This window comes from Pseudarthrobacter sp. R1, assembly GCF_024494415.1.
Classification (GTDB): Bacteria; Actinomycetota; Actinomycetes; order Actinomycetales; family Micrococcaceae; genus Arthrobacter.
This window is the reverse complement of the sequence record NZ_JAMKFI010000005.1, coordinates 90,633-115,747: the sequence shown is the minus strand read 5'-3', so window position 1 is coordinate 115,747 and position 25,115 is coordinate 90,633. Positions and strand designations below refer to the sequence as shown.

The following is a 25,115-nucleotide window of genomic DNA, read 5'->3' as shown; positions in this document are numbered from 1 at the left end:
CGGCTACGCCTGGTGGGCTGCCTGCTCTGCGGCCGGTTCATCCTTGGCGAGGCCGCGGCGCCGGCGTGTTGGCCACGTGAGGATCAACGTGACGAGCGCAGTCAACAGCACCAGGCCTGCGATCACCATTCCGGCGTCAATCCAGAACTGGCCGGGGAACAGCCGGATCAGGGTGTCGTCAAGGCTGAATGTCCATGATCCCTCCGCGAAGAAGATCCGGTGGAACTCGGTAAAGAACTGCTGCCAGCCCAGCACGGCCAGGGAACCGAGGCCCAGGATCAGAACGAGCGTGATGATGGAGCCGGCAAAGAGGCCCCTGCGGACTCCCCCGGTGCTTCGCCTGCGCAGGTAGAGGACAGCGATGAGGCTTACCAGGATTAGCAGCACGCCGGCACCAAAGGTGGACAGGATCACCAGCTTGACGTCCGCCATGTGGCTGACTTCGCCGTCCTTGAACAGCTTGTCGCCGCCGCGGTGCACCAGGTCCCCCAGGTAGCGTGGGCCTGCCCAGTTGCTGAGGTAATCAACCGCGTAGGAGCCGTAGGTCATCCTGTCGTCGGTGCTGAACCCGTAGCCGTCCCCGGGAAATCCCGGACGGTTGTACTCCACCCACAGGAACAGCGGGCTGGTCACGGCACGGACAGCAAGGATGAGCAGGATCAGTGGGAAGAAGAGGGCAAGCAGGACCTGCATCACCCGCGGCGCCACCGGTTTGGCATTGGCGGCACTCTCACGCTGGGCGTTGCGGCGCTCCACCTCTTCCTCCGGCGGCCGGACCTGCAGCGCGGAGGTGGGCAGCCGTTCCTTGAACACCGGAGAGCTGTCTTGCCCGGATGCGCGCCCTGAATCCTCCATGGCGGACTCTGCGGCTTTTCGGTCAGCCCGGCTCTCCGGCTGGAGGGCTTGGCGGGCCTCCGGGGCCGGGGCGGCCATGGCAGCGGTTGCGGCGGTCGTGGACGAGCCTCCGGCGCCTGCCTCGGTTGGGCCGCCGTCTGTCGCGGAGGAACCGGCGCCGGCAGTCCCGGCGTGCACCGGCGTCGTGCCTTGCCTGTACCCGGATAGGTCCTCCGGGGCTTCCGCGTCTGAATCACCGGAGCGGTCTGCGGCAGAACTCCCCGTGCCTGAGCCGGCGGGGGTCAACCACGAAAACGCAGGCTCGTCAGAATCCCCTGATGTGTCAAGGACCGGTTCCGGCTGCGGTTCGGCGCGCCTGGCGCGGGCAGGAGTTTCGTCTTTCACATCAGCGTCACTTCCGTTGGGTTTCCGCGCCAGGTTCTTGGTCCGCCGGCACGCTTCATCTGTTGACGAGCCTACCGTCCGGGCTTCCGGCTGTGCGAGGAACCACCCCGCATCGATTACAACGATTCAGGCAGCGATTTCCGAATAGCCTGCGTCTTCCCGGCGGAGGCCGCCGCGTTCCCCTGCCTGGTAGGCGTGCCGTCCGCAGGTGAGGACGTACAGCCAGTAGCCGGCCAGCACCGCCGCCCCGATGCCAATCTTTGCCCAGACCGGCAGCGCGCTGGGTGTGACGAACCCTTCCACCAGCCCGGAGACGAACAGCACCAGGACCAGGCCCAGGGCTACGGTGATCAGGGACCTGCCTTCCTCGGCAACCGCCCGGCCCCGCGTGCGGGGACCCGGCGAGACCATGGCCCAGAAGATCCGGAGGCCGGCGGCGCAGGCGATGAACACCGCAGTGAGTTCCATCAGGCCGTGCGGCAGGATGTAGCTGTAGAAGACATCCGACTTTCCCGCGGCCGCGAAGATGCCGGCGGCTATCCCCACTCCTTGGGCGTTGCTGAACAGGATCATCGGCACCCACACGCCGGTGATCCCCAGGGCTACAGCCTGGGCGCTGATCCAGGCGTTGTTGGTCCAGACCGCGCCGGCGAAGGACGCAGCAGGATTCGCTGAGTAATAGTTGATGAAGTCTTCCTCGACGTACTGGCGGGCCGCCGCTTCGGACGCCACCGCCCGCAGGGCTTCGGGCGAGCTGCTGATCCAAAGTGCGTAGGCCGCGCCGATCAGGACAAAGGCTGCCCCGCAGGCCAAGGTGAGCCAGGTGAGCCGGTAGAAGGCAGCGGGAAGGGCCACCACAAAAAACCGTGCCAGATCCTCCATTACGTTGGACCGCGCACCGGTGAAGCGCGTTCGCGCCTGTGCAAGCGTGGCGGACAGGGAGGCGGACAGTCCGCTTTCCGGGGCCAGCGACCGGATGAGGGAGAGGTGGGCGGAGGTGGACTGGTACAGCGTCAGCAGTTCATCTGCTTCCGGCCCGCTGAGCCTGCCCTTGTAGGCAAGTTCATGCAGCCGCGACCATCTGTCCGCGTTGACGGCGGAGAACGCGTCCATGTCCACGGCACCAGCCTAGCGGCCCGCACTAGACTATGAGCGTCCCGTAAGCCGCGAGGAACAGGAACAGCGTGAGTTCGATCGTCACCGGTGAGGCCGTTGTCCTGGAGTTGCGTCCGGCATCGTTTGCGGCCCGCGCGCTGGGCCTGCTCCTGGACATGGCCTTGAGCATCGTTTTGCTGGTGGTCATCCTGATCGGAATAGCGGCCGCGGGCGAGGACCTGGACGAGGCCGCCCTGCGGGCCTTGATGCTGGCCAGTGTTGTCTTCTGCCTGGTCATCGTTCCGGTGGCGGTGGAAACCCTGAGCCGCGGGCTGTCGCTGGGCAAGCTCGCAGCGGGCCTGCGGGTGGTGCGGGATGACGGCGGCGCCATCCGGTTCCGGCACGCACTCATCCGCGGCCTGACGGGGTTCCTCGAGATCTACCTGACCTTTGGCGGGCTTGCCATTGCCGTGGCCCTGTTCAATAACAGGTCCCGCCGGCTGGGCGACCTGATGGCCGGGACCTACGCAATCCGCAGCCGTGTCCCGGTTGAAGAGGCCACGCCGGTGCTCGTTCCGCCCAGGCTGCGGTCCTGGGCCGGCGCAGCGGATATCGGACGGATTCCGGACGCGACGGCCCGCCGGGCATCCCAGTTCATCCGCCAGGCCGGCCGGATGGCGCCCCTGTCCAGGGCGGGCATGGCCGAGTCAATCGCCACCGAGCTCGCCGCCCATGTTGCCCCGCCCCCGCCGCCCGGGACCAGTCCCGGCGACTACCTTGCCGCCGTCGTGGCTGAGCGGCGGAGCAGGGAGCTCGCCAGGTTGTCGCAGGCACGACGGCGGAGCGCTGAGACGGGTGAGCGGCTGCACCGTCTGCCTTTCGGCAGCTAGGCGCTAATTGTCGTATTCGCTCCACGGGATGTTCCAGTCGCCGAAACCGTCCGTGTCGGCCGCGTAGTCGCCCTCGGTGTTGACGATTTGGACGACGTCGCCGGTGCCCATGTTGTCAAAGACCCAGGCGGCGCCGTCGGGAGCGAACCCGATGCAGCCATGCGAGACGTTCGTGTTGCCAATGAAAGGGAACGCGGACGGCAGGGCCTGGTGGAGGTAGGCGCCGCTGAGCGTAAGCCGGATGGTGTACTCGACGTCCACGTCCCCGTAATAGGCGGGGTCGTCCGGCTTCAGTCCGATGCTCGAGGCCCGGAAGCGGTCATAGCGCTTCTTCTCCATCAGCACGCCGTAGCCCCGGGCGGACGGGAAGCGCTGGTCCCCCATGCTCACCGGAAGCGTCCTGACCACCTGGTCGTTGACACTCAGCGTAAAAGTATGGGCCGCAGCGTCCGCCACCGCCACCTTCTTATCGCCGATGGAAACGTTCACCTTTTTGTTGAAGTTGGCAATCTGGCCGTTGCCCAGGTCTACGCCGAACAGCTTCATGTCCATGGTGATGGTGGAGTTCGCCGCCCAGAAGCTCTCCGCCCGGTACCGCACCATCGTGTCGCTGTACCAGTGGAAGGCGCCCACCTGGCCGGCACTGCTGGTGATGCTGATGGCCTTTTCCACGGCCTCGCGGTTGACCACAGGTTCACTGAAGATGACCTGCAGCGGCTGCCCGACGCCCACCTTCATGCCGTCCAGCGGGTAGATGGCGGCGTCCGCCTCATGGGAACTGGACACGGTACTGAAGGATTGTGTGGTGCTGGTTTCGCGTCCGGCGCCGTCTTTCACCACGTACGTGTAGCTGTAGTCCGTGTTGAACTTCAGGGGGCCGGACGCCGTCCAGCCTGTCCCCGCGGCGTCGATGCTGCCCTCCACCGTCTCGCCCGCGGTGCTGGTGAGCGTCACGCGTTCAATGGTGCCGTTGGCCACCTTCAAGGACACCGGGGCGGCCGGGTTCACCTGCTTGGAACCGTTCGCGGGCGCGGCGTCAAGCTTCACGGGCGCAATGACGGGCGAAGCGATGCCGGGCGATGTCCGGACCGCGGTCCCTGCCTCGGATTCGATGGCTCCGCGGGCGATTCCCGGCGCCACTGCAGCGAAGACGCCGCCCACGGCGGCGAGGAGGCAGACAGCGACCACCACAAGAATCTTTTTGACCCTACCCGGACGGCGGGGTTGGACTTCAGGCTCCATATTTTGATCCTAGGCGCAGAAAGTAACAGCCCGGGTGTTCTCGGCACCCGGGCACTTTACTTCTTAGTAACGATAGTGCTCGGGCTTGTACGGGCCGGCGACGTCCAGATCCAGGTACTCAGCCTGGTCCTTGGTCAGTTCGGTCAACTCCACACCCAGGGCGTCCAGGTGCAGGCGGGCCACCTTTTCGTCCAGGACCTTCGGCAGGACGTAGACCTGGTTTTCGTACTCGCGCTCTCCTTCGGGCTGGTCCTTCTTGGTCCACAGCTCGATCTGGGCGATGGTCTGGTTGGCGAACGAGTTGCTCATCACGAAGGACGGGTGCCCCGTGGCGTTGCCCAGGTTCAGCAGGCGGCCTTCGGAGAGGACAATGATGGACCGCTCGGCGTCAGTCCCCGCTTCGAAAACCCATTCGTGGACCTGCGGCTTGATTTCAACCTTCTTGATGCCGGGGATCCTGGCGAGTCCGGCCATGTCGATCTCGTTGTCGAAGTGGCCGATGTTGCCCACGATCGCCTTGTTCTTCATGCCCGCCATGTGCTCGGCCATGATGACATCCTTGTTGCCGGTGGTGGTGATGAAGATATCGCCTGTGGCCAGGACGGATTCAAGCTTGGCCACCTGGTAGCCGTCCATCGCAGCCTGCAATGCGCAGATGGGGTCGATCTCGGTGACGATGACGCGCGAACCCTGGCCGCGCAGTGCCTCCGCTGCGCCCTTGCCGACGTCGCCGTAGCCGCAGACGACGGCGACCTTGCCGCCCATGAGCACGTCCGTTGCCCGGTTGATGCCGTCCGGCAGTGAGTGCCGGATGCCGTACTTGTTGTCGAACTTGCTCTTGGTGACGGAGTCGTTGACATTGATGGCGGGGAAGAGCAGCTTGCCCTGTTCAGCCAACTGGTACAGGCGGTGCACACCGGTGGTGGTTTCTTCGCTGACGCCCTTGATGGTGGCGGCCGTGCGGGTCCACTTGTGCGGGTCCGCTGCGAGTGAGCGGCGAAGGACGTCAAGGAAGATGCCGTACTCTTCCGAATCGGTGGGGTCGGCGGAGGGGACGTTGCCCACTGCTTCGAATTCGGCGCCCTTGTGCACCAGCATGGTGGCGTCTCCGCCGTCGTCCAGGATCATGTTGGGGCCAAGTTCCGGGTTGGTTTCCGCGCCGGGCCAGGTGAGGATCTGCTCGGCAGTCCACCAGTACTCCTCCAGGGTTTCGCCCTTCCAGGCGAACACGGGCACGCCCTGGGGGTCCTCCACCGTGCCCTTTCCGACCACTACAGCGGCGGCGGCCTCATCCTGCGTGGAGAAGATGTTGCAGGAAGCCCAGCGGACCTCGGCACCCAGTGCCGTGAGGGTTTCGATCAGCACCGCGGTCTGCACCGTCATATGCAGCGATCCTGCGATCCGCGCACCCTTCAGCGGCTGGGTGGGTCCGAACTCCTCGCGGAGGGACATGAGGCCGGGCATTTCGTGCTCTGCCAGGCGGATCTGGTGCCTGCCGGCCTCGGCCAGAGAGATATCGGCAACCTTGTAATCAAAAGCCATGGGTGAATCCTTTACTCTGCCCGGCGGTGGCCGGGTGCTGCTTGCGGCGCCCGGCGCGGGAGCCGCGGCGTGGATGCCTGTGGTGTGGTGCTGTTGGAGGGCTAGGCGGGTGTGCCGGCGGCTGGGTCGTGCTGGTCTAAACCCGCCGCAGCCGCTGCTGCCAGCAGTTCGGGCGGAAGAAGGAGGGGGATGCCGTCCTCGATGGCGTAGCGGGGCTTCACTCCGGATTCGTCCGCAACGGCTGCAACGAGTTCCTCGCCGTCCTGGATCAGGGACGCCCCTGTCACAGGGCAACGCAGGATGGACAGGAGTTCAGGACTGATCTTTGGCATTACTCATGCTCCCTGGCGGGCGCTCTGGCGCCGGTAGCGGACGGAATTGCAGCTTCCAGCCTACCGCCAGATGCCCGTCAGGACGGTTCCCGCAGTACGCGGAGGTGGCCCCTGCGGGTGCCTTCCGCCCCGGCCGGTGCTTCCAGTGCCGAATGGGGGCCGCGTTTGCCGGACGTTGGCTGGGTCTGGGCCGGCAAGGCAGCGGCATCGCGGACCGCATTGGCCAGGGCCAGGAGGTCGTCCGGTCCCGGTTGCTGCGGAGTTGAGGGCATGGCCAGGCGCAGAACCTCCCAGCCCCGCGGGACGGTAAGGGAATCGGCGTGCTGCTCGCACAGATCGTAACAGTGGGGCTCGGCGTAGGTGGCCAGCGGCCCAAGGACCGCGGTGGAATCCGCGTAGACGTACGTCAGGGTAGCTACCGCTGACTGGCGGCACGCAGATCTTGAACACTGACGGATAGCTCCCACGACATCACAGACTACTCCGTGCAGGCTGCAAAACCCTGCATTGTCGCCCCGGGTCGACGCGCCCTCAGGTGGGCGGGCCATGTGTCGCGTAAATCCTCCCCCGGGTTTACAGTCAATGTATGCAGTCATCGAACCATGAATCAGGCTTTACGGTCCGGTTGGCTGAGCCGGATACCCGCACGGACCAGCGCACGGCGTCCCCTGGCAGAAGCTTTATGATGCGCCGCCGAAACCGCCACGGGCGGGGTCTTCGGGGCGAAGTGATGCTCCCCACCCATCCTGGTTACCGCACACGCTCGGACCGCTTTGATGACATGGTGATGGACTCCGCGCAACGGCTTCACGACATCTGGGGCAAGACCCTGGATGGCGTCCGCTTTGGCGTCGATGAGATCCCGCCGGACCTGGAGCAGTTGGCGGCCAATGCAGCCACTCCCCCCATGGGTTCCTACACCCCTGCCACCGGCGAGGACGGGCCGATGATTACCGTCTACCGGCGCGTGGTTGAGCAGGCGTGCGGGAGCGTGGAGGAACTCCAGGACCTGGTCCATGACGTGGTGGTGGAGCATACGGCTGAGATGCTGGGTGTTGCCCCGGAAACCCTCGATCCGGTGTACCGGCGCAGGTACTGAACCCGGCATCAGCAAGTCTTGCCCCGCTGCATCAGCAGGGTCCTGTGACGGAATTGCAGGCTCAGTAACTCAGGGTGACAGGTACCGTTTCCTGGCCCGCCGCCGCCGGCAGGAAGGCCAGGGAGGAGACGTCATTCCTTCCCTCCTGCTGCAACAGCAGGGCCCCGTAGGCGGCGTCGCCCGAAGCCGACACCACATAGCCCACGACGTCGGAATCCTCAACCTTTTCGGGAATGGTGATGGACGCCGTCGTTCCGCCGGCGATATCGGCGGTGGACGGCGCCCGGACCTTACCGTCGGCAGTGATCGCCGAATAGGTGATGGTGGCGCGGTTGTCGAGAGCGCCGAAAACCAGGTGGCGCTGGCCCCCCTGTGGAACGGGGACCACGTGCTGACTGCCCAGCCTGACTCCCGACGCCGCCCACGCGACGTCTGCTGGCTGGGTGTCCTGGAGGCCGCGGGTGACCCGGGCAGCGGCCACGAACGTGACATCCGACGAGGCAACCACGGTGTAATGGCCGGCCGGGACGCCGGTCAGCGGGATTTCCGTGACGGTGCCCGCTTTGGCAGTCATGACTCCGCCATTGGGCAATGCCTTCTGGCCGTCGCGCCCGTAGAGCTTGACCTCCACCACGGCGTCTGAAGGGCCGGGCACGGTGAGCTGCAGGGCGGGACCTGCGTCCTCGTACCCCGATCTTCCGGTGAGCGCCGCTACCTGGCCCGGGTCCTGGATATCAACGCCGGTCATGACCTGCCGGACGGCCGGCGCTGCTCCGGGTGCGATGAAGTCCACGCCGCCAGGGGTCAGGCCCCGGAGGACACTCTGCTGGATCACGGCTGCAACAGGGCCTCCGGCGCTGCGCACGTGCACGGTCAGCTGGGCCTCCCCCGGAGCCAGGCCGGCCAGAACCACAGGCCGCGACGTACCGGGCGCCACCAGAAGTCCCCGGCTGCCGGGTGCCTGGATCTGCCCGCCGGACCCGAACAGCTCCAGGCTGACCGTGGCCGGGGTGGTGGAAGCGTTAGTCAGGACAAGCACTGACGTACGGCCCACAGTGGTACCCGCGCCGGCCAGCCATTGATCGTTGGATGGCTGCAGGCAGTTGGCTGCTGCGGTACCCTGCAGGTCGCCGTCCGTTGCCGTGAACTTCATGGCCGCTGCGGCCGACGCCTTCTGGCTTGCCAGGGCGTCGGCGCTGAGGACGCTCACCTGGTCAACGGAACGGCCCGCCACCACACCTGCGAGAATTTCCTGGGAATTGCCCGCGGCACTGGGCTGGGCCTGCTCCTTGGCGATCTCGACAGTTGTTGTTCCGCGCAGGTCCGACAGCCGGCTGGCCGGCAGCACTCCACCGGCACTGAGTACTGCCCCGGTGACCGAGCTGGCGGCAGTTGCGGACTTGGGGCTGAATTGCGGATCGGTGCCCGCGTCAGTGCCTTCAAGCAGCCGGGCCGGGCCTGGACAGACTCCGACGCTGCTGCCGGCAGGAACTGCCGACACCCCGGCGGGAACGGTACGGCTGGAAACGGGCTGCGGGAGTACGGAGCCGGCTGCCACCACGGCTCCTGCACCGGCGATGATAACGGCGGCGGACGCCAGGCTGGAAAACAACGCATTCCGCCCCTTGGCCGCCGGGCGCTTCGACGGCTCGGTGCTTTCCTTGGTTTCGTCGCCGGCGGCGCCGCTTCCCTCTGGTGCCTCCGCTGACATGGAAGTGTTATGCATTCTGGCGTTCCTTACGCAGCGAGCCTTCGTCCCGGGAAAGACCCGTCCTCTGGCGCCGGGCAGGCATCGGCACCGCGAGCATGACCGTCAGCCCGATGACGATGGCCTGGGCGATCCCGGACCACAGGGCCCACGGGTTTTCGTATCGCACGGTCAGGTGGCCCGCCGAGGCCGGAAGGGTGAAAGCCTGGGACCATCCGGACGTTGTGGCTGTCAGCCTGCGGCCGTCCAGCCACGCACTCCAGCCGGGATCTGACCGTTCCGCCAGCACCACCAACCGGCCCTCCGGCCCCTCCGGAACAGCAGCATCAACGTCGTCGTACCCCGAAGGGACCAGCGCGATGGCGGCGCCACCCGGGTCGACAACCCGCACGCGGTGGGCAACATCCGCTGCTTCGAGCACAGGCTGGTTCAGCGGGGAGATCCGCCACAGCCAGCCGACGTCGGTCTGCCCCACCGCAATAAGCCCGGGTACCGCGTCCATCCTGCTGGCAGTGAGCTGGGCAGCTGTGTCTGCTGCCCGAAGAACCACAAAGCCGGCGCCGAGCTGTTCCAGGTCGCTCCGGGGGTCCACGCCTTGGCCGGCCACCAGCGTTGCCACCACGCGACGGACCGCGGCAGTGACGTCGTCGTCATCGCGCACTGTTTCCGATCCCGGACGGCCGAGGATGTTGCGCGCGGAGGCGATGGCCGAGAGGCTATCGAGCGTTGTTCCCGCGCCGCGCATTAGGGAAGCGTTATACGTGCCGTTCTCACCGGTGCTGATCAAGAGCGTGCGCGTCTGTTCGGGCCCGGTTCCGCGGTCGGTGGCCGTGGCCGGGAGAATGCGAATGCCGGCAGCCTCCACGAGGCGGGGCGTGCCGAGGGCAGCGGAAGCCGGCGGCATTTGGGCCGTCGCAACAGAGGGACGGAGGATGTTCTGCGCAGACCAGGCAGCCATTCCTGCAAGGGGTCCTGCAAGCAGGAGCACCATGCCGAATGCTGTCGCTGACTGCAGGGCCGTCTTGTGTTTCAGGCTGCCGGCCGCCGCCGCGTTTGCCATTCCCAGAAGCCGTTCTGCTCCCAGGAGGCCGGCACCCAGCAGGGCGAACGCTGCTGCAGAAACCGCCGGTCCGGGGAAGGTTGCCACCATGGAGTCGGCATTCATGCCGACAGCCACCTGCCCTGCGAGTCAGCCTCCGGCCAGGGCAACAGTGGCGACAATCCACAGGGACCTGGCAGTACGGGCCCGGTTACCGGGCAGGCATATGCCCGCCACTGCCAGGAGCAGGACGGGGACGGCAAGAAGGAGGGCCAGCAACAGGGCCCAGGGCACGGTGCCGGCCGCAAAATAGGGCAGTCCGGCCAGTCCGCCGTGTGAATCGAATTCAAGCGGCTGGCCAAGCAGCTGCTGCCATAGCGGAGCGGCGTCGAAACCCAGGGGGACGCCGGGATCAGCCAGCAGGGCCCGCGGCCTGTCCAGGGCTGAAAGGCCGAACGGGATGAACAGGGCCGCGGTGGGCAGCAATGCCCACCACACCGTCCGGCCGCGGCGGCCGAGCAGGAGCCCGCAAAGAACGATCACCACTGTGGCCGGTATCAGCAGGGACGGCGCGGACGCGGTAACAACAGCCAGCGCCAGGCCGGCCGCCGCTGCCGACGTCCAGGACGGCATTCCGTTGATCCCTGGTTTGACCGGGGGCCGGTCGGTGAAACGGCGGTCACCGGGAGCCGGCAGCTGGAACCGGCCTTGCCCTACCGCGGAGCCGGTGGCCCGCAGCAGGGCCAGGGCGACCAGTGGAATCATGATGTGCGCAATAAGGGCCCCGGCCCGGCCCTGGTTGAGGGCCACCTGCAGGGCGGGGGCAGCCGCCCAGAAAAGTGCTGCTGCCAGGCGGAGCCGGCGGCGTACTGTCAGTCCGCCTGCCGCAAACCACGCCGTCAGGCCGGACAGCGGCGTGCCGAGCAGCAGCAGCCAGGCCATGGCGGCGTTGGCGTCGCCGCCGCCCAGAACGCCCAGGATCCAAAGGACGTAGCCGAAAGGGTCCCCACGGCCCGAAAGCCCGGCACCCAGCGAGATCCACCAACTGGACGCATGGTGCCAGATGTCGCCCAGGCCGCTTGAAACGGGAATGAGCGCCCCGCCCGACACACCGGGGGCACCGAAGAGTCCGGTCAAACCCAGGAGGGAGGTGACGGACGCAACGATTACGGCGGCCAGGGCACCATTGCCCACCCAGCCACGCTTGCTGGTGGCAAGCGCCGCGAAGTCATCTGATGCGTCTCCGCTGGGCTGGTGCGCCAGAGGGTCCTGCACAAGGTCGTCCACAGGGCTGCCGTCCGAGCCCAGGGCCTCCATCAGGGAGCGTCGATGGCTCCATACCTCACGGCGGGGTGTCTGGAGCTTCCGGATGACGGACCGGCGGATCCGGCGCGTCTTCCTGGCGTTCGCGCTAGCCCTCACCACGGCGCGGGGGCGGCCCAGCGCTGCAAGGGTCGCACCAAGCTGCGTGATACCGTGCGCGGGATCCTTTACGGCGATACTCAACACCAGTTTGAAAATGCTGCCGAGAAGGGCAGCCGCGCCGTGGACGGGCACCATCCACAGCGGCGCGTGCTTCAGCCGCAGGTGGACCTGGGCTTTCCTCGCTGCGGCAGTGTTGCCCAGCGCGTGCGGGCGGTGCGCGACGTGGTACATCCTGGCCGCGGGTACAACCACTACGCGGTGTCCTGCCAGGCGGTTGCGCCAGCAGAAATCGACGTCGTCTCCGCTGCCGGGCAGGGCGGGATCGAAACCGCCGAGTTGTTCCCAGATGTCACGGCGCACCAGCATTCCGGCGGAATTCACGGCAAAGGTATCGGTGCGGCCGTCGTATTGCCCCTGGTCGAGTTCGTCAGCGTCGATCAGGGTCAGCCGCTCCGCCCAGCGGCTGGTTGAAAGGCCGACGTCCACCAGCTTGCGGCCCTCGTGCCAGTCCAACTGCTTGCAGCCGGCAACTGTCACGGACGGTGCCCGTTCGACTGCGAGGAGAAGTTCGGCGAGGGCTTCAGGAGCCGGCGCGGCGTCGTCGTGAAGCAGCCAGATCCACTCTGACCTGCCGTTGCCGTGATCTCCAACCCAGGGGGCGAGTCGGGCAAGGCCGGTGGATACCGCGGCGCCCATTCCACTCTTCCCGCGGTGGGTTACTACATGTGCCCCGCCCAGGGCCTGCTCAAGGAGGACCTTGGAATTGTCGCGGGACCCGGTATCGACGCCGATGGTGTAGTCCGCGCGCCGGGTCTGGTCCGCCAGGGCTGCCAGGGTTCTGGGGAGATAATCACTGCCGTTGTGGGCAACCACAACGGCAGTGACGTGAACATCCTGATGAATTAGATTGCTCGCTTCCTTAGCCGCCGGCGCTCACGCTCGGAAAGGCCTCCCCAGATGCCGAACCGTTCATCGTTGGCCAGGGCGTACTCAAGGCACTGGGACCGCACGTTGCAGGCACCGCAGACCTTTTTGGCGTCGCGGGTGGAGCCACCCTTTTCGGGGAAGAACGCCTCGGGATCGGTTTGGGCGCACAGCGCATCCGTCTGCCAGCCGAGCTCGCCTTCGTCGCCAAAGTCCTGCTGGAAAGGCAGCCCGATCCAAACTGGCTGCGCCGGTCCGGCAGTCAGCTCCATTGGAGGATCGAGCTCGTCCTCGGGGTCCTGCCCGCCGCCCAGGAGTGCTTCATGCGCGGCGAGGAAAGCTGTGGCCTGGTCCTGCAGGAAGTCCTTGTTGTTCGTGTTGAACCGCTCCGCAGCATCAGGATCCGCCGGGTCTACATACCAATCACTGGGCACCCCCCGCGCACGGTATTTGGCCGTTGCCTGACCGGCTACGACGGCATCTTCCTGGATACGCTCTGCTTGCCCCACGGCGACCCTCCTGATGTTGCAGCCTCTGCCTGGATACATGGACACTCGGTTGTGTGCCGGTATTTACGCAGTTGCCTTTAGTTATCTAATTACACGCGTGTAACTAGGGTGAGTCAAGCCGCTGCCCGGATAATAATCACCAGCAGCAACCAATATGGTGCACGCCACGCCCGGTATTTTTTCCCGAACACCACCATTCCGGCCGGCATCAGCGGGTCAGGCGGCGGAAAGCTTCCAAAAAACGCCTGTTGGCGCGGAAAATACCCGGCTGCCGGAAAATTAGCAAGCACGCTTAGCATCAGAAAACGTGATAAATATCACGTCGCTGCCCAGTATTCGGCGGGGCGCAGCCTGCTTTGGTGACCTGCTGTGGTGCCGGTGGCAGGATTGAGGCATGACTACCCCGGCAATCGATCTGATGACCAGCCTTCGATCAGGCAACTCCACTGCTCCACGCCTCACCTGGTACGGCCCGGACTCGGAGCGCGTTGAGCTGTCCGGAAAGGTGCTGGACAACTGGGTGGCCAAAACCAGCAACCTCCTCCAGGACGAACTGGACGCCGAACCCGGCATGCGGCTGGCGCTCGACCTGCCTGCGCACTGGAAGGGCATGGTCTGGGCACTTGCCGCCTGGCAGCTCGGCCTTGAAACGGTCCTGGACGGCGGCACGGCGGACCTGCTGGCCACCACCCGGCCGGAGCCGGCAGCAGGACAGTATGGTGCCGTCGTGGCAGTTGCCCTGCCCGCGCTTGCCATGCGCTGGGACGGCACCCTTCCGGCAGGTTGCCTGGATTATGCAGCGGAAGTGCGCTCCCACGGAGACGTGTTTATGCAGCACGCCGAGGCCGACCCCTCGGCGTGCGCGATTGTGGGGCAGGACGGCCGCCGGCACCTCCACCAGGACCTGCTTGACGGGTTTGCAGTCCCGCACGAAGAGGGCGTGCGGTTGCACATCCCGGGGCGGGACGGGCTGGAGGCAGCGCTGGCCAACGCACTGGGCGCGTGGCGGCGCGGGGGTTCTGTGGTGATAACGCACCCCGATGTTGAGCCCACTGACAAGCTGCTCGCGGCGGAACGCATCCACGGCAACTGAACGGCTGCTTTGCTGCCTGGCCTACTTCTGGGGCTGGGCCGGGTCCTCCGTGAGGGGCCCGGGCTCCGCCACAGCGGCACCATCGCCGGTGTCCCTGCTGCCATGGTGGTGGAGTTCGATGAGCTCGTGGTCGTGTGAGAACTCCGGTTCCTGGTCCAGTTCCTTGTTGAACACCAGGAACCGGTAGGCAAAGAACCTAACCACAGTGGCCACCAGGATGCCCGCTACTCCCGCGAAGAAGAGCATGTTCTTGTCCGTGACGCCCAGGCCATATTTGGCAAGGGCGGTAAAGCCTGTGGAGATGCCGATGCCTATCCCGTTGATGAGGATGAACATCAGGAACTCGCGGAGTACGTTGTCCTGCCGCCGGTGCCGGAAGGTCCAAAGGCGGTTCGCAATCCAGGAGAAGATCGTTGCCACGGACGCGCCGACAAAGCGCGCCTTGGCCTCGCTGTCGGTCATTGGGCCGTGCATGAGGTAATACGTCATACCGTTGTCGATGACGAAAGCCACACCGCCGACGGCGCCGAACTTGGCCACTTCACGCCAAAAGAGCGAGGCGAGCCCCCGGATGCGATCTGCAAGCGTGCTAAACATGACCCTCCATGGCCGTTGAACGATGGGCCACACGGCCAGAGGTCCATTTTAGCCCGTCAAATTCCTGTGGCGGTCCGGCAACCACCCCTAATGCCGTGCCACAGAACGGTCCGGGAGCCCAAAAGACCACCGAAGAAGGCAGGGAACGCGGGATCCGGGCAGGTCTTCGGTAGGCTGGCCCATGTGACTTTTCCAGTAATAGGTGTAGTTGGCGGCGGCCAACTTGCGCGAATGATGGCCCCAGCCGCAACCGCACTCGGCTTCGAACTCCGCGTCCTTGCCGAAGGCGACGACGTTTCAGCCGTCTCGGCAGTGTCCTCCTCACCGGTGGGCGACTACAAGGACCTGCAGACCCTCCTGGAGTTCTCCGAGGGCCTGGACGTCATGACCTTTGACCACGAGCATGTTCCCACGGCGCATCTGCGGGCGCTGCAGGAAGCCGGCGTGAACGTCCAGCCCGGCCCCGATGCCCTGGTCCATGCGCAGGACAAGCTGGTAATGCGCGCCGCCATTGACCGGCTGGAACTTCCCAACCCCGCCTGGGCTTCGGTGGCGGACGTGGCCGCGCTTGTCAGCTTCGGGGAGGAGACCGGATGGCCTGTGGTTTTGAAGACTCCCCGCGGCGGCTACGACGGCAAAGGTGTCCGGATCATTTCCTCCGCGGAGGAGGCTGCCGAAACCACTGAATGGTTTGAGGCCATGAGCCCCCTCCTGGCAGAAGCAAAAGTTGATTTCACCCGTGAGCTTTCCGCCTTGGTTGCCAGGACGCCCGACGGCGAAGCCCGGGCCTGGCCCGTGGTGCACACCATCCAGGTTGACGGGGTCTGCGACGAAGTCATCGCACCTGCCCTGGACATTCCGGTGGAGGTTGCGGCCGCCGCTGAGGATGCAGCCTTGCGGATAGCCCAGGAACTGGGCGTGACAGGGGTCCTCGCGGTGGAACTCTTCGAAACCCCGGGCATCGGGTCAGGGTTCCTCATCAATGAACTTGCCATGCGCCCGCACAACACCGGGCACTGGACACAGGACGGGTCGGTCACCAGCCAGTTCGAACAGCACCTTCGCGCGGTCCTTAACCTCCCGCTGGGTGCCACCGATGTGCTGGGTCCGGTAGTGGTGATGAAGAACTTCCTGGGCGGCGACAACCAGGACCTGTTTTCCGCCTTCCCGCTGGCGCTGGCCAGCGAACCGGCGGCCAAGGTGCACTGCTACGGCAAGTCTGTGCGCCCGGGCCGAAAGATCGGCCACGTTAACCTGGTGGGCTCGTCCACAACAGAGGTTGATTCCGTTCGACGCCGGGCAGGCACCGTAGCGGGCATCCTCCGGGACGGGCGGGTACCCGTCGAAGAACCACCAGCAATTTTTGAGGAGAAAGCATGAGTCCCGAAGCCACGCCCGCCCCCGGTCCCGCCGGCAACCCGCTGGTGGGCCTGGTGATGGGATCGGACTCGGACTGGCCGGTCATGGAAGCGGCGGCTGACGCCCTGGCAGAGTTCGGCATTCCGTTCGAAGCTGACGTTGTGTCCGCCCACCGGATGCCTACCGAAATGATCCGCTACGGCCAGACAGCTCACGAGCGCGGGCTGAGGGTGATTATCGCCGGCGCCGGCGGTGCCGCCCATTTGCCGGGGATGCTGGCCAGCGTCACTCCGCTCCCCGTGATCGGAGTGCCGGTCCCGCTGAAGACCCTGGACGGCATGGACTCCCTGCTCTCCATCGTTCAGATGCCTGCCGGCGTTCCCGTGGCTACGGTTTCCATCGCCGGAGCCCGTAATGCCGGACTCCTGGCGGTCCGAATGCTCGCAGCAGGCACCGATGAGCTTGCGGCATCACTGCGCGCCGACCTCCTCGAATTCGCCGCAGACCTCAATGCCGTGGCCGCCCGCAAGGGAGCCAACCTGCGGCAAAAGGTCAGCGAGGTTTTCGCCGAAGGCAACGGTCCGCTCCGGGGCAGCCGTTAGGAAGGCGGCCATGACCAGCAGCAAGGTCCAGCAGTCCCTTTCCGGCGCAGCGCTCACCGACCCCGTCCGCTACCCGGCCAGTGCTTCCTTTCCGGTCCGGACCAAGCGCGGCTTCGTCCTTGTGCTTCTGACCCTCCTGGTCCCAGGCAGCGCGCAGCTTGTGGCCGGGGACCGTAAACTGGGCCGCGCGGCATTGAGGGTGACGCTCTGTGCCTGGGCAGCCCTGGTGCTTGCGGTGCTCCTGCTGCTGCTCAACCGGACCCTGCTCATCAACATCATCACCAACCCCTTCGCCTCGCTGGCACTGGTGATCCTGCTGGTGGCACTCGCTGCCGGCTGGGCAATCCTGTTTATCAACACCCTGCGGCTCATCCGCCCGGTCCTGCTGGCGCCGCAGGCGCGGCCCGCCGTCGTGATTGCCCTGGTGTTGGCGATGGTCCTTGGCAGCGGGTCCCTTGGTTACGCTGCATACCTGCTCAATGTGGGACGGAACGCGATCGGCAGCATCTTCTCCTCCGGCCCCGCCATCGACCCGGTGGAGGGCCGCTACAACTTCCTGATGATGGGAGGCGACGCCGGTGAGGACCGTACCGGCAGGCGCCCGGACAGCCTGTCCGTCCTCAGCGTGGACGCCGAGACGGGCCAGACCGCGATCATCTCCGTGCCGCGTAACCTGCAGAACGCCCAGTTCAGCGAGGACTCCCCCATGCGCACCGTCTATCCGGACGGCTACAACTGCGGGGATGAGTGCCTGATCAATGCCATCAACACTGAAGTGACCAACGAGTACGCTGACCTTTACCCGGGCGTGGCCGACCCCGGTGCGCAGGCAACCCTTGAAGCCGTCTCCGGAACGCTGGGGATTACTGTCCAGGCGTACGTTTTGGTGGACATGCAAGGCTTCTCCTCCCTCATCGACGCCATGGGCGGCATCAGGATCAAGGCCGGCGGCTGGGTTCCCATGAGCGGCTTCTTCGACGATTACACCCAGACCCACGGTATGCCCCTCGGGTGGATCCCGGCCGGGGAGCAAACGCTCAATGGAGACCAGGCGCTGTGGTACGGACGGTCGCGCGAGTATGTGGACGACTACTCCCGCATCCAGCGCCAGCAATGCGTGCAGCAGGCCATGCTGAAGCAGCTGGATCCCGCCACGCTGCTGGCCAAGTTCGAGGACATCGCCAACGCGGGAACCAAGGTGGTGGAATCCAACGTCTCCTCGTCCCAGTTGGGCAGCTTCGTGGACCTCGCCATCAAGGCGAAAGGCCAGGACGTCAAACGGCTCACCATCGGCCCGCCGGATTTCGATGCCTCCTTCTCCACGGTTCCGGACTTCGACGAGATCCACGCCCGGGTGGACGAATTGCTGGCATCCGCGTCCGCGCAGGGGGCGCAGTCGGCAGGAGTTCCCGACGACGCCATGGTGGTCCCGGCCGCAGGCGCCGGGCCTGTCCAGGCGGCCGGAGCCTCGCCCGCCAGCGTGCTCGCAGGCGGCGCCGCAAAACAGCAGCCCACGCCGTCGGACTTTGTTCCGGTGACCACCACTCCCGACGGCGAGCCGATTACGGAAGAGATGCTGACCCAGCTCAAGCGCGAAGGAAACGAGGAGGCCATCCGGCAGCTCGTGGCCACGAACGGCCAATGCGCGCCGTTGTAGCCGACATCCACATCAGACCTACCTAGGAAACGGACACTGCCTTGTACGAGATTGATAATGTCCTCCGGGACTATGCCTGGGGATCGACGACGGCGATCGCCGCCTTGCTCGGGCGGCCGGAGTCTGGCGGACCGGAAGCAGAGTTGTGGATTGGCGCGCATCCGGACTCACCATCCATGGCCCACGTGCCCGATGACGGGTCCACGGTCACCCTCGATGCCCTGATCGCGGGCGACCCCGAGCATTTCCTCGGCGCGGACTCCGTGGCGCGGTTTGGTCCGCGGTTGCCGTTCCTTGCCAAAATTCTGGCGGCTGCCCAGCCGCTCTCCCTGCAGGTCCACCCAAGCCTGGAGCAGGCGAAGGCGGGCTTCGCACGGGAGAACGCCCAGGGCCTCGCCGCCGACGCCCCCAACCGGAATTACCGGGATGACAACCACAAGCCCGAGATGATTCTTGCCCTGACGCCGTTTGAGGCCCTATGCGGTTTCCGCCCGGCGGGCCAGGCCCGGGAGATCCTCCAGCACGTGGCCGCAGCCTTTGACGCCGTGGAGGGCGAGCCGCCCGCGCTGATCAGCTCACTGCTGGCGGATCTTGAGGACAGCAACGAAGGCGCCGGTTTGCGGAAGGCCTTCGAGCGCCTGATCTCCGGCGGCACGTCCGTGGCTGAGGACACGGCCCTGGTGGTGGCCGCGCTGCTTTCCGGAACCCCGCTGGCTCCCTACGACGCCGAACTTTCAACGGCCATCAGCCTTAATGAGAAGTACCCCGGCGATCCGGGAGTCCTGATCTCGCTGCTGCTGAACCGTATCTCGCTTGAGCCGGGTGAGGCGGTCTACCTGCCGGCCGGGAATGTCCACGCCTATCTGCATGGCCTTGGCGTTGAAGTCATGGCGTCCTCTGACAACGTCCTGCGGGGCGGACTCACCCCAAAGCACATTGATGTCCCCGAACTGCTGCGGACCATCGATTTCCACCCCGTGGCCGTGCCGATGCTTGAGCCCGAGCGGACCGTCATGGACCAGGAACTCTTCCGACCGCCTTTCGAGGAGTTCCAGCTGCAGCGCATTGAACTCACCCCGGAAGCAGGGCCTGTCCCGCTGGCACAGTCCGGCGCGGCAGTGGTGATCGTGGTTGCCGGAAACGTCTACCTGGATTCACCCAAGGGCGACCTCCAGTTGTCCCGGGGCGGGAGCGCTTTCCTGGCTGCCGCCGAGGCGCCCGTCAATGTTCATCCGGTAGCCGGCAGTACCGAACCCGCGCTGGCATTCGCTGTCACTACCGGGTTGCGGGAGGGTCTCGCCCGCGCCTAGCAAAAGGGCGACGACGGCACCATGGCGGGTGCCGTCGTCGCCCTTGTTCCTGGCGCTGTCCTGGCGCTGCCAGCTGTCCTGGCGCTGCCAACTGTCCTGGCGCTGCTAGCTGCCCGGGCGCACCCTCTGGATCAGTGGACGGACCTTCCCGGCAGCAGTCTTCAGGAGCCGGCGTGCGGTTTGGAGTCCGCGGCGTGCCAGGGGCATGGCCTGCGCATATGCCGGGTACAGCGGGGAGAGCGGCTTCTCCCAGGTTCCCAGGAGCATGTTCTCGTGCTTCGCGAACTGCTTTTTGAAGTCGGAGATGCCGTCGTTGAGGAGGCCGTTAAAGTCGTAACGTCCGCAGCCGTCCTCGCGCATCGCCTGCAGGGCCGCCCATTTCACACCGTAATTGACGCGCTGCTTCTGCCCTTCCGCGGAGACACCGCCGTACAGCTCGAAAGCGGTGGAACCGCTCTTGGCGAGCCAGACGAACGCCAGCAACTGCTCGCCGTCGAAGGCCCCGATTATGGGTGAGCCGTCCCCCATGTTCCGGAAGATGTCCCGGTAGTACTGGTCCTCGTGGATCCCGAACCCGGCGCGTTCGGCCGTCTCGTGGTAGATCGCGAGCACCTGCTCAAGTTCGGCGTCATTCTTCACCTTGCGGAACTCGACGTCGCTGCGCATCGACTTGCGGATGTTCGCACGGGTGGACTTGGACATGTCAGCCATGAGTTCGTCATCGGACCTGCTGAGGTCAAGGATCAGCGTGCGCGGGATCAGTACCGTATTGGTGGATGAACGGAACCCTGCATCTTTCACCGCGGCCGCGTACGGCGAGTCCTGGTCCCAGTCCGGTTCAATGCTGAGGGCCACTCCGCGGTGGCGGGCGGCGGCGTGCCCGGCAAGGCTGTCGAGGACGGCCTGGGTATTCTCCGGCGCACACATGGGCCCGCGGGGAATGTAGACCAGTGCGCGGAAGGGCAGCGGCAGCCGCCGGATCAGCAGCTGGGCGCAGCCGATGGTGTTGTCGCCATCGTTCAGCAGCACCCGGTCTACGGACCAGCCGTGCATGGCCTTGGTCTCACCCCAGCCCCAGAGCTGTTGCGGGTGCCCCTGGAACCGGTCGACGTATTCGTCCCAAAGGGCGCGGTCAGTACAGGGCACAACAGCTGGAATCATGGCTTAAACCCTATACCAACGCATTAACGCCAAAGCCCCGGAATGCGCTGGGCGCTTTCCGGGGCTTCGTTTGGCGTGGGCGGCTATGGATCAGCTCTTGCGGGCGTAGCCTTCCCACTTGCTGGCCTGGTGTTCGCCGTCAACAAAGCGGATGGTGCCGGACTTGGAACGCATCACGATGGACTGGGTCAGGACCTTGTCCTTGGAGTAGCGGACGCCCTTGAGCAGGTCGCCGTCGGTGATGCCGGTGGCAGCGAAGTAGCAGTTGTCGCTGGAGACGAGGTCGTTGGTGGAGAGGACCCGTTCCAGATCGTGGCCGGCGTCGATGGCCTTCTGCTTCTCTTCGTCGCTGGTGGGCCACAGCCGGCCCTGGATGACGCCGCCCAGCGACTTGATGGCACAAGCCGCCACGATGCCCTCGGGGGTGCCGCCGATGCCCATCAGGGCGTCCACGCCAGTGCCCGAGCGGGCCGCTGCGATGGCGCCGGCAACGTCACCGTCCATGATGAACTTGGTGCGGGCGCCGGCCTCGCGGATTTCCTCCACCAGCGGGCGGTGGCGGTCGCGGTCGAGGATCATAACGTTGAGCTGGTTGACCTTGACGCCCTTGGCCTTGGCGATCAGGTGCAGGTTCTGCTTCACGGGGAGGCGGAGGTCCACCATGTCCGCGGCTTCAGGACCGGTGACCAGCTTCTCCATGTAGAACACGGCGGAGGGGTCGAACATCGATCCGCGCTCGGCCACAGCCAGGACGGCCAGGGCATTGTTGATGCCCAGTGCGGTGAGCCTGGTTCCATCGATGGGGTCCACTGCCACATCGCATTCCGGACCGGTGCCATCTCCCACGCGTTCGCCGTTGAAGAGCATGGGGGCTTCGTCTTTTTCGCCTTCGCCGATGACCACTACGCCGTTGAAGTGGACGGTCTGAAGGAAGGAGCGCATGGCGTCAACCGCAGCGCCGTCGGCCGTGTTCTTGTCGCCGAAGCCTACCCAGTGTCCGCCGGCGATTGCTGCCGCTTCGGTAACGCGGACCAGCTCGAGGGCAAGGTTGCGGTCCGGCTCATCGTTGCCCACCGCCAGGGAGGGGGAGATCGTGGAGTACTTCTGGGTCATGGACGCTGGTGACACGTGAACCTCTTCTTCGAGTGGCGATCATTGAACCCGCCCAGCCGGAACAGCCGCGCGGTGATTCCTCTGATATCGATCATAGTCGCGGCACCGGGTTCCGGCTGCGGGATGACGCGGCCGCGCAATGTAGTCCGGGGGTAGTTGCCGGAGCGGCAGCGGCCCCGGCGGACCGAGTGTGAGTTGCGGACCGGCATGGGCGACTATAGAGGGGTGAATGAAATGCAGGAAAAGACCAGTCCCTCCCCCGAACCAGCAGGATCCGGAAGCAACAGCGGATCCAGCGCGGCCGGAGGGCAGGGCCCGGTCAAGCCTGTCATTCCGGCGGCGGCAGCCAAGCGGGCCAACGCCTCAGTGATCGGCATGATCATTGCCCTGGTGCTGAGCATCGCCGCGTTCCTGCCCATCATCCTGATGAACCCCTCCCCGAAGAGCGACGGCTACCGACCCAATATAGACGTCAGCGCCGCGGCCCGGAATGCAACGGACGTGGCAGGATTCACGCCGGTAGCGCCGGACACCGGCAACTCCTTCCGGCCCAACTACGCCAGATGGGAAGGGGGCACGGGAAGCGGCGTGCCTGCATGGGAGGTCGGCTACATAACGCCGAAGGAGTCCTTCATTGGACTGGTCCAGACCCGTACGGCCAACCCCACCTGGCTGCTTCAGCAAACGAACAATGCCCCTGTTACCGGCTCCCGCAACGCAGGCGGCCGGGAATGGGAGCTCCGCGATACTGGCAAGGGTGAGAAATCAATGGTGCTGGAATACCGCGGCACCACGGTCATCCTCACCGGCGCCGCCCCGCTGGACGAGTTCGGCACCCTGGCAGACGCCGTCGTGAAGTCCCTGGACAGCAATCCTGCCGTCACAGTTTCACCTGCGGCCACCACCGCCCCCTAAAGTAAGCAAGGTGACTACCTATCTGACTCCTGCCCTTGCCTGGCGCCGGATGCGCGAAGGAAATGAACGCTTCGTCGCCGGCCAGTCCTCCCACCCGAACCAGGACTCCTCGCGCCGGTCCTCGCTTGTGGAGAACCAGCACCCGTTCGCCGTGATTTTCGGCTGCTCGGACTCCCGGCTCGCCGCCGAGATCATTTTCGACGTCGGACTGGGTGACGTTTTTGTGGTCCGTACGGCTGGGCAGGTTATTGACGACGCCGTCCTCGGCTCGCTGGAGTACAGCGTGGGTGTGCTCGGCGTACCGCTGATCGCCATCCTGGGACACGACAGCTGCGGTGCCGTCAGCGCCACCAAGGCCGCGGTTGACACCGGCGAGATGCCCCCGGGCTTCATTCGCGACCTGGTGGAGCGCATCACGCCGTCGGTCCTCACCTCCATGCGCCAGGACAAGCATGAGGTCAACGACATGGTGGTAGAGCACGTCAAGCAGACATCCAAACGGTTGGTGGACAGCTCACGTGTGATTTCGGACGCAATTGAAAGCGGTCGCACCGCGGTCATCGGCCTCTCGTACAGCTTGGCGGAGGGGCGCGCCAACGTTGTTTCCGGGATCGGTGAGCTGTAGGGCGGGGGTAAAAACCCGCCCGTAGCATGCTCTTCACGGTTTTCGATGGGGTGCCGGATCGCCCTAAGCTAGCCCCATGACTTCCACTGAAGAGTTCCGCATTGAACATGACACGATGGGCGAAGTCCGCGTCCCCGTGAACGCACTGTACCGCGCGCAGACGCAGCGGGCAGTGGAGAATTTCCCTATTTCCGGCAAGACTCTGGAACGTGCCCACATTGAAGCGCTGGCCCGGGTCAAGAAGGCTGCCGCCCAGGCCAACGCTGAACTGGGTGTGCTCGACGGCGAGCTTGCCAAGGCCATCGCAGACGCCGCTGATGCGGTGGCCACCGGAAAGTACGACGGTGATTTCCCCATCGACGTCTTCCAGACCGGCTCCGGCACGTCCTCGAACATGAACACGAACGAGGTCATCGCCGAGCTTGCCACCCGTGCCCTGAAGGCCGCCGGCAGCGAGAAGGTGGTCCACCCGAACGACCACGTCAACGCCTCGCAGTCCTCCAACGACGTCTTCCCGACGTCCGTGCACGTAGCAGCGACGTCCGCCCTGATCAACGACCTCATTCCTGCCCTCGGCTACCTGGCCGAGTCACTGGAGCGCAAGGCCGTGGAGTTCAAGGACGTCGTGAAGTCCGGCCGCACCCACCTCATGGATGCCACACCCGTGACGCTTGGCCAGGAGTTCGGCGGCTACGCGGCACAGGTGCGCTACGGCATTGAGCGCATTAACGCTTCCCTCCCCCGCGTCGCCGAGGTTCCCCTGGGCGGCACGGCCGTGGGCACCGGCATCAACACCCCGGCCGGCTTCCCGGAGCGGGTCATCGAACTGCTGGCGACGGACACCGGACTGCCCCTGACTGAGGCCCGCGACCACTTCGAGGCCCAGGCCAACCGTGACGGCCTCATCGAGGCGTCCAGCCAGCTGCGCAACATCGCGATCTCGTTCATGAAGATCAACAACGATCTCCGCTGGATGGGCTCGGGCCCCAACACCGGCCTCGGCGAAATCGCCATTCCGGACCTGCAGCCGGGCTCTTCGATCATGCCCGGCAAGGTCAACCCGGTCATCTGCGAGGCATCCATCATGGTGGCCGCCCAGGTCATCGGCAACGACACCGCCATCGCGTGGTCCGGCACCAACGGCGCCTTCGAGCTGAACGTTGGCATCCCGGTCATGGCCTCCAACCTGCTCGAGTCCATCCGCCTGCTGGCCAACACCAGCCGCGTGATGGCGGACAAGATGATCGACGGCATCACCGCCAACGTGGAGCGCGCCCGCTTCCTCGCCGAAGCCTCCCCGTCCATCGTGACGCCGCTGAACAAGTACATCGGCTACGAGAACGCGGCCAAGATCGCCAAGACGGCCGTGGCCGAAGGCCTCACCGTCCGCCAGGCCACAGAGAAGCTCGGCTTCGTGGGTGACGGCGAAGGCAAGGTCTCCGAAGCCGACCTTGAGAAGGCCCTGGACGTGACCACCATGACCGCCCCTGCCCACAAGGCCTAAGCCCCAGCGCCACCTGCCTGCGGCGGCCCCGCTTACGACGACGGCCGGTACTTTTCACACGAAAGGTACCGGCCGTCGTCGTACTGCTTTCCCCTCCAATTAGCCTCTAGGTCAGCTAAAGTTGCACCAATAGGG

22 protein-coding genes and 1 pseudogene are annotated in these 25,115 nt (G+C 65.7%); 10 read left to right on the top strand and 13 right to left on the bottom strand.

What is annotated here, in order from left to right:
• Positions 1–3: 3 nt before the first annotated feature.
• Entirely contained in the window at positions 4–1,239 is a 1,236-nt protein-coding gene (locus M8J71_RS04835; RefSeq protein ID WP_256246849.1) for a TIGR01906 family membrane protein, read from the bottom strand.
• Positions 1,240–1,365: 126 nt separating this feature from the next.
• Positions 1,366–2,358 carry a stage II sporulation protein M gene (locus tag M8J71_RS04830; protein WP_256246848.1) on the bottom strand — a complete coding sequence of 331 codons (993 nt, stop codon included), beginning with the start codon at positions 2,356–2,358 and terminating at the stop codon, positions 1,366–1,368.
• Between the two features lie 65 nt (positions 2,359–2,423).
• Between M8J71_RS04830 and M8J71_RS04825 the strand changes: the two genes are divergently transcribed.
• Positions 2,424–3,224, top strand: coding sequence for an RDD family protein (locus M8J71_RS04825; RefSeq protein WP_256246847.1), 801 nt, complete (start codon positions 2,424–2,426; stop codon positions 3,222–3,224).
• A 3-nt stretch (positions 3,225–3,227) separates the two neighbouring features.
• Here M8J71_RS04825 and M8J71_RS04820 read toward each other — a convergent pair whose 3' ends face one another.
• The 4 genes from M8J71_RS04820 to M8J71_RS04805 form a co-directional block, all read right to left on the bottom strand.
• On the bottom strand, positions 3,228–4,466 hold the full coding sequence (locus M8J71_RS04820; RefSeq protein ID WP_256246846.1) for a L,D-transpeptidase: 1,239 nt from the start codon (positions 4,464–4,466) through the stop codon (positions 3,228–3,230).
• 63 nt (positions 4,467–4,529) lie between these two features.
• Positions 4,530–6,008 carry an adenosylhomocysteinase gene (gene ahcY / locus M8J71_RS04815; RefSeq protein ID WP_163164286.1) on the bottom strand — a complete coding sequence of 493 codons (1,479 nt, stop codon included), beginning with the start codon at positions 6,006–6,008 and terminating at the stop codon, positions 4,530–4,532.
• Positions 6,009–6,109: 101 nt separating this feature from the next.
• Complete coding sequence (locus tag M8J71_RS04810) at positions 6,110–6,340, bottom strand: hypothetical protein (protein WP_256246845.1); 231 nt, start codon at positions 6,338–6,340, stop codon at positions 6,110–6,112.
• 77 nt (positions 6,341–6,417) lie between these two features.
• Positions 6,418–6,807: a DUF3499 domain-containing protein gene (locus tag M8J71_RS04805; RefSeq protein ID WP_256246844.1), complete on the bottom strand. Its 390-nt coding sequence runs from the start codon at positions 6,805–6,807 to the stop codon at positions 6,418–6,420.
• 119 nt (positions 6,808–6,926) lie between these two features.
• On the opposite strand from M8J71_RS04805, the gene M8J71_RS04800 reads away from it, so the two are divergent.
• Entirely contained in the window at positions 6,927–7,439 is a 513-nt protein-coding gene (locus tag M8J71_RS04800; protein ID WP_256246843.1) for a metallopeptidase family protein, read from the top strand.
• Between the two features lie 61 nt (positions 7,440–7,500).
• On the opposite strand, the gene M8J71_RS04795 is transcribed toward M8J71_RS04800, so the two are convergent.
• From M8J71_RS04795 to M8J71_RS04780, 4 genes and pseudogenes are all read right to left on the bottom strand, one after another.
• Positions 7,501–9,165, bottom strand: a complete 1,665-nt coding sequence (locus M8J71_RS04795) for a DUF5719 family protein (RefSeq protein WP_256246842.1) — start codon at positions 9,163–9,165, stop codon at positions 7,501–7,503.
• Positions 9,158–12,484: pseudogene (locus M8J71_RS04790) on the bottom strand (glycosyltransferase). The gene M8J71_RS04795 and the pseudogene M8J71_RS04790 overlap by 8 nt, the downstream one beginning before the upstream one ends.
• A 29-nt stretch (positions 12,485–12,513) precedes the next feature.
• Positions 12,514–13,044 carry a WhiB family transcriptional regulator gene (locus tag M8J71_RS04785; RefSeq protein WP_163164280.1) on the bottom strand — a complete coding sequence of 177 codons (531 nt, stop codon included), beginning with the start codon at positions 13,042–13,044 and terminating at the stop codon, positions 12,514–12,516.
• 113 nt (positions 13,045–13,157) lie between these two features.
• Complete coding sequence (locus tag M8J71_RS04780; RefSeq protein ID WP_256246841.1) at positions 13,158–13,343, bottom strand: hypothetical protein; 186 nt, start codon at positions 13,341–13,343, stop codon at positions 13,158–13,160.
• Between the two features lie 95 nt (positions 13,344–13,438).
• Here M8J71_RS04780 and M8J71_RS04775 point away from each other — a divergent pair, with 95 nt between their 5' ends.
• Complete coding sequence (locus M8J71_RS04775; protein WP_256246840.1) at positions 13,439–14,137, top strand: TIGR03089 family protein; 699 nt, start codon at positions 13,439–13,441, stop codon at positions 14,135–14,137.
• Positions 14,138–14,158: 21 nt separating this feature from the next.
• On the opposite strand, the gene M8J71_RS04770 is transcribed toward M8J71_RS04775, so the two are convergent.
• Entirely contained in the window at positions 14,159–14,734 is a 576-nt protein-coding gene (locus tag M8J71_RS04770; RefSeq protein WP_256246839.1) for a GtrA family protein, read from the bottom strand.
• A 183-nt stretch (positions 14,735–14,917) separates the two neighbouring features.
• Between M8J71_RS04770 and M8J71_RS04765 the strand changes: the two genes are divergently transcribed.
• From M8J71_RS04765 to manA, 4 genes are read left to right on the top strand one after another with little or no spacing between them, the layout of a single operon-like run.
• Complete coding sequence (locus M8J71_RS04765; RefSeq protein ID WP_256246838.1) at positions 14,918–16,114, top strand: 5-(carboxyamino)imidazole ribonucleotide synthase; 1,197 nt, start codon at positions 14,918–14,920, stop codon at positions 16,112–16,114.
• On the top strand, positions 16,111–16,695 hold the full coding sequence (gene purE, locus M8J71_RS04760) for a 5-(carboxyamino)imidazole ribonucleotide mutase (protein WP_163164276.1): 585 nt from the start codon (positions 16,111–16,113) through the stop codon (positions 16,693–16,695). The genes M8J71_RS04765 and purE overlap by 4 nt, the downstream gene beginning before the upstream one ends.
• A gap of 10 nt (positions 16,696–16,705) precedes the next feature.
• Positions 16,706–18,352: an LCP family protein gene (locus tag M8J71_RS04755; protein ID WP_256246837.1), complete on the top strand. Its 1,647-nt coding sequence runs from the start codon at positions 16,706–16,708 to the stop codon at positions 18,350–18,352.
• Between the two features lie 41 nt (positions 18,353–18,393).
• Positions 18,394–19,662: a mannose-6-phosphate isomerase, class I gene (gene manA, locus M8J71_RS04750; protein WP_256246836.1), complete on the top strand. Its 1,269-nt coding sequence runs from the start codon at positions 18,394–18,396 to the stop codon at positions 19,660–19,662.
• A gap of 105 nt (positions 19,663–19,767) precedes the next feature.
• Here the strand turns inward: manA and M8J71_RS04745 are convergent, their stop codons facing one another.
• Together M8J71_RS04745 and glpX are read right to left on the bottom strand one after the other, a co-directional pair.
• Positions 19,768–20,823: a lipid II:glycine glycyltransferase FemX gene (locus tag M8J71_RS04745; protein WP_256246835.1), complete on the bottom strand. Its 1,056-nt coding sequence runs from the start codon at positions 20,821–20,823 to the stop codon at positions 19,768–19,770.
• Positions 20,824–20,913: 90 nt separating this feature from the next.
• Positions 20,914–21,936, bottom strand: a complete 1,023-nt coding sequence (gene glpX / locus M8J71_RS04740; RefSeq protein ID WP_176156781.1) for a class II fructose-bisphosphatase — start codon at positions 21,934–21,936, stop codon at positions 20,914–20,916.
• Between the two features lie 234 nt (positions 21,937–22,170).
• On the opposite strand from glpX, the gene M8J71_RS04735 reads away from it, so the two are divergent.
• The 3 genes from M8J71_RS04735 to M8J71_RS04725 all read left to right on the top strand — a co-directional run bounded on the left by M8J71_RS04735 (position 22,171) and on the right by M8J71_RS04725 (position 24,980).
• A complete protein-coding gene (locus tag M8J71_RS04735; protein WP_256246834.1) occupies positions 22,171–22,851 on the top strand; it encodes a DUF4245 domain-containing protein in 681 nt (226 codons plus the stop codon).
• Between the two features lie 10 nt (positions 22,852–22,861).
• The gene (locus M8J71_RS04730) at positions 22,862–23,476 is read left to right on the top strand and encodes a carbonic anhydrase (RefSeq protein ID WP_256246833.1); all 615 of its coding nucleotides are present in this window, start codon (positions 22,862–22,864) and stop codon (positions 23,474–23,476) included.
• 76 nt (positions 23,477–23,552) lie between these two features.
• Complete coding sequence (locus tag M8J71_RS04725; RefSeq protein ID WP_256246832.1) at positions 23,553–24,980, top strand: class II fumarate hydratase; 1,428 nt, start codon at positions 23,553–23,555, stop codon at positions 24,978–24,980.
• The last annotated feature ends 135 nt before the right edge of the window (positions 24,981–25,115 follow it).

Excerpts from the sequence above, each read along its gene's own strand:
- M8J71_RS04820 (WP_256246846.1), bottom strand. The coding sequence starts at position 4,466 with ATGGAGCCTGAAGTCCAACCCCGCCGTCCGGGTAGGGTCAAAAAGATT.
- ahcY (WP_163164286.1), bottom strand. The coding sequence starts at position 6,008 with ATGGCTTTTGATTACAAGGTTGCCGATATCTCTCTGGCCGAGGCCGGC.
- M8J71_RS04810 (WP_256246845.1), bottom strand. The coding sequence starts at position 6,340 with ATGCCAAAGATCAGTCCTGAACTCCTGTCCATCCTGCGTTGCCCTGTG.
- M8J71_RS04800 (WP_256246843.1), top strand. The coding sequence starts at position 6,927 with ATGCAGTCATCGAACCATGAATCAGGCTTTACGGTCCGGTTGGCTGAG.
- M8J71_RS04795 (WP_256246842.1), bottom strand. The coding sequence starts at position 9,165 with ATGCATAACACTTCCATGTCAGCGGAGGCACCAGAGGGAAGCGGCGCC.
- M8J71_RS04780 (WP_256246841.1), bottom strand. The coding sequence starts at position 13,343 with ATGCTAAGCGTGCTTGCTAATTTTCCGGCAGCCGGGTATTTTCCGCGC.
- M8J71_RS04775 (WP_256246840.1), top strand. The coding sequence starts at position 13,439 with ATGACTACCCCGGCAATCGATCTGATGACCAGCCTTCGATCAGGCAAC.
- M8J71_RS04770 (WP_256246839.1), bottom strand. The coding sequence starts at position 14,734 with ATGTTTAGCACGCTTGCAGATCGCATCCGGGGGCTCGCCTCGCTCTTT.
- purE (WP_163164276.1), top strand. The coding sequence starts at position 16,111 with ATGAGTCCCGAAGCCACGCCCGCCCCCGGTCCCGCCGGCAACCCGCTG.
- M8J71_RS04755 (WP_256246837.1), top strand. The coding sequence starts at position 16,706 with ATGACCAGCAGCAAGGTCCAGCAGTCCCTTTCCGGCGCAGCGCTCACC.
- M8J71_RS04745 (WP_256246835.1), bottom strand. The coding sequence starts at position 20,823 with ATGATTCCAGCTGTTGTGCCCTGTACTGACCGCGCCCTTTGGGACGAA.
- glpX (WP_176156781.1), bottom strand. The coding sequence starts at position 21,936 with ATGACCCAGAAGTACTCCACGATCTCCCCCTCCCTGGCGGTGGGCAAC.
- M8J71_RS04735 (WP_256246834.1), top strand. The coding sequence starts at position 22,171 with ATGCAGGAAAAGACCAGTCCCTCCCCCGAACCAGCAGGATCCGGAAGC.
- M8J71_RS04725 (WP_256246832.1), top strand. The coding sequence starts at position 23,553 with ATGACTTCCACTGAAGAGTTCCGCATTGAACATGACACGATGGGCGAA.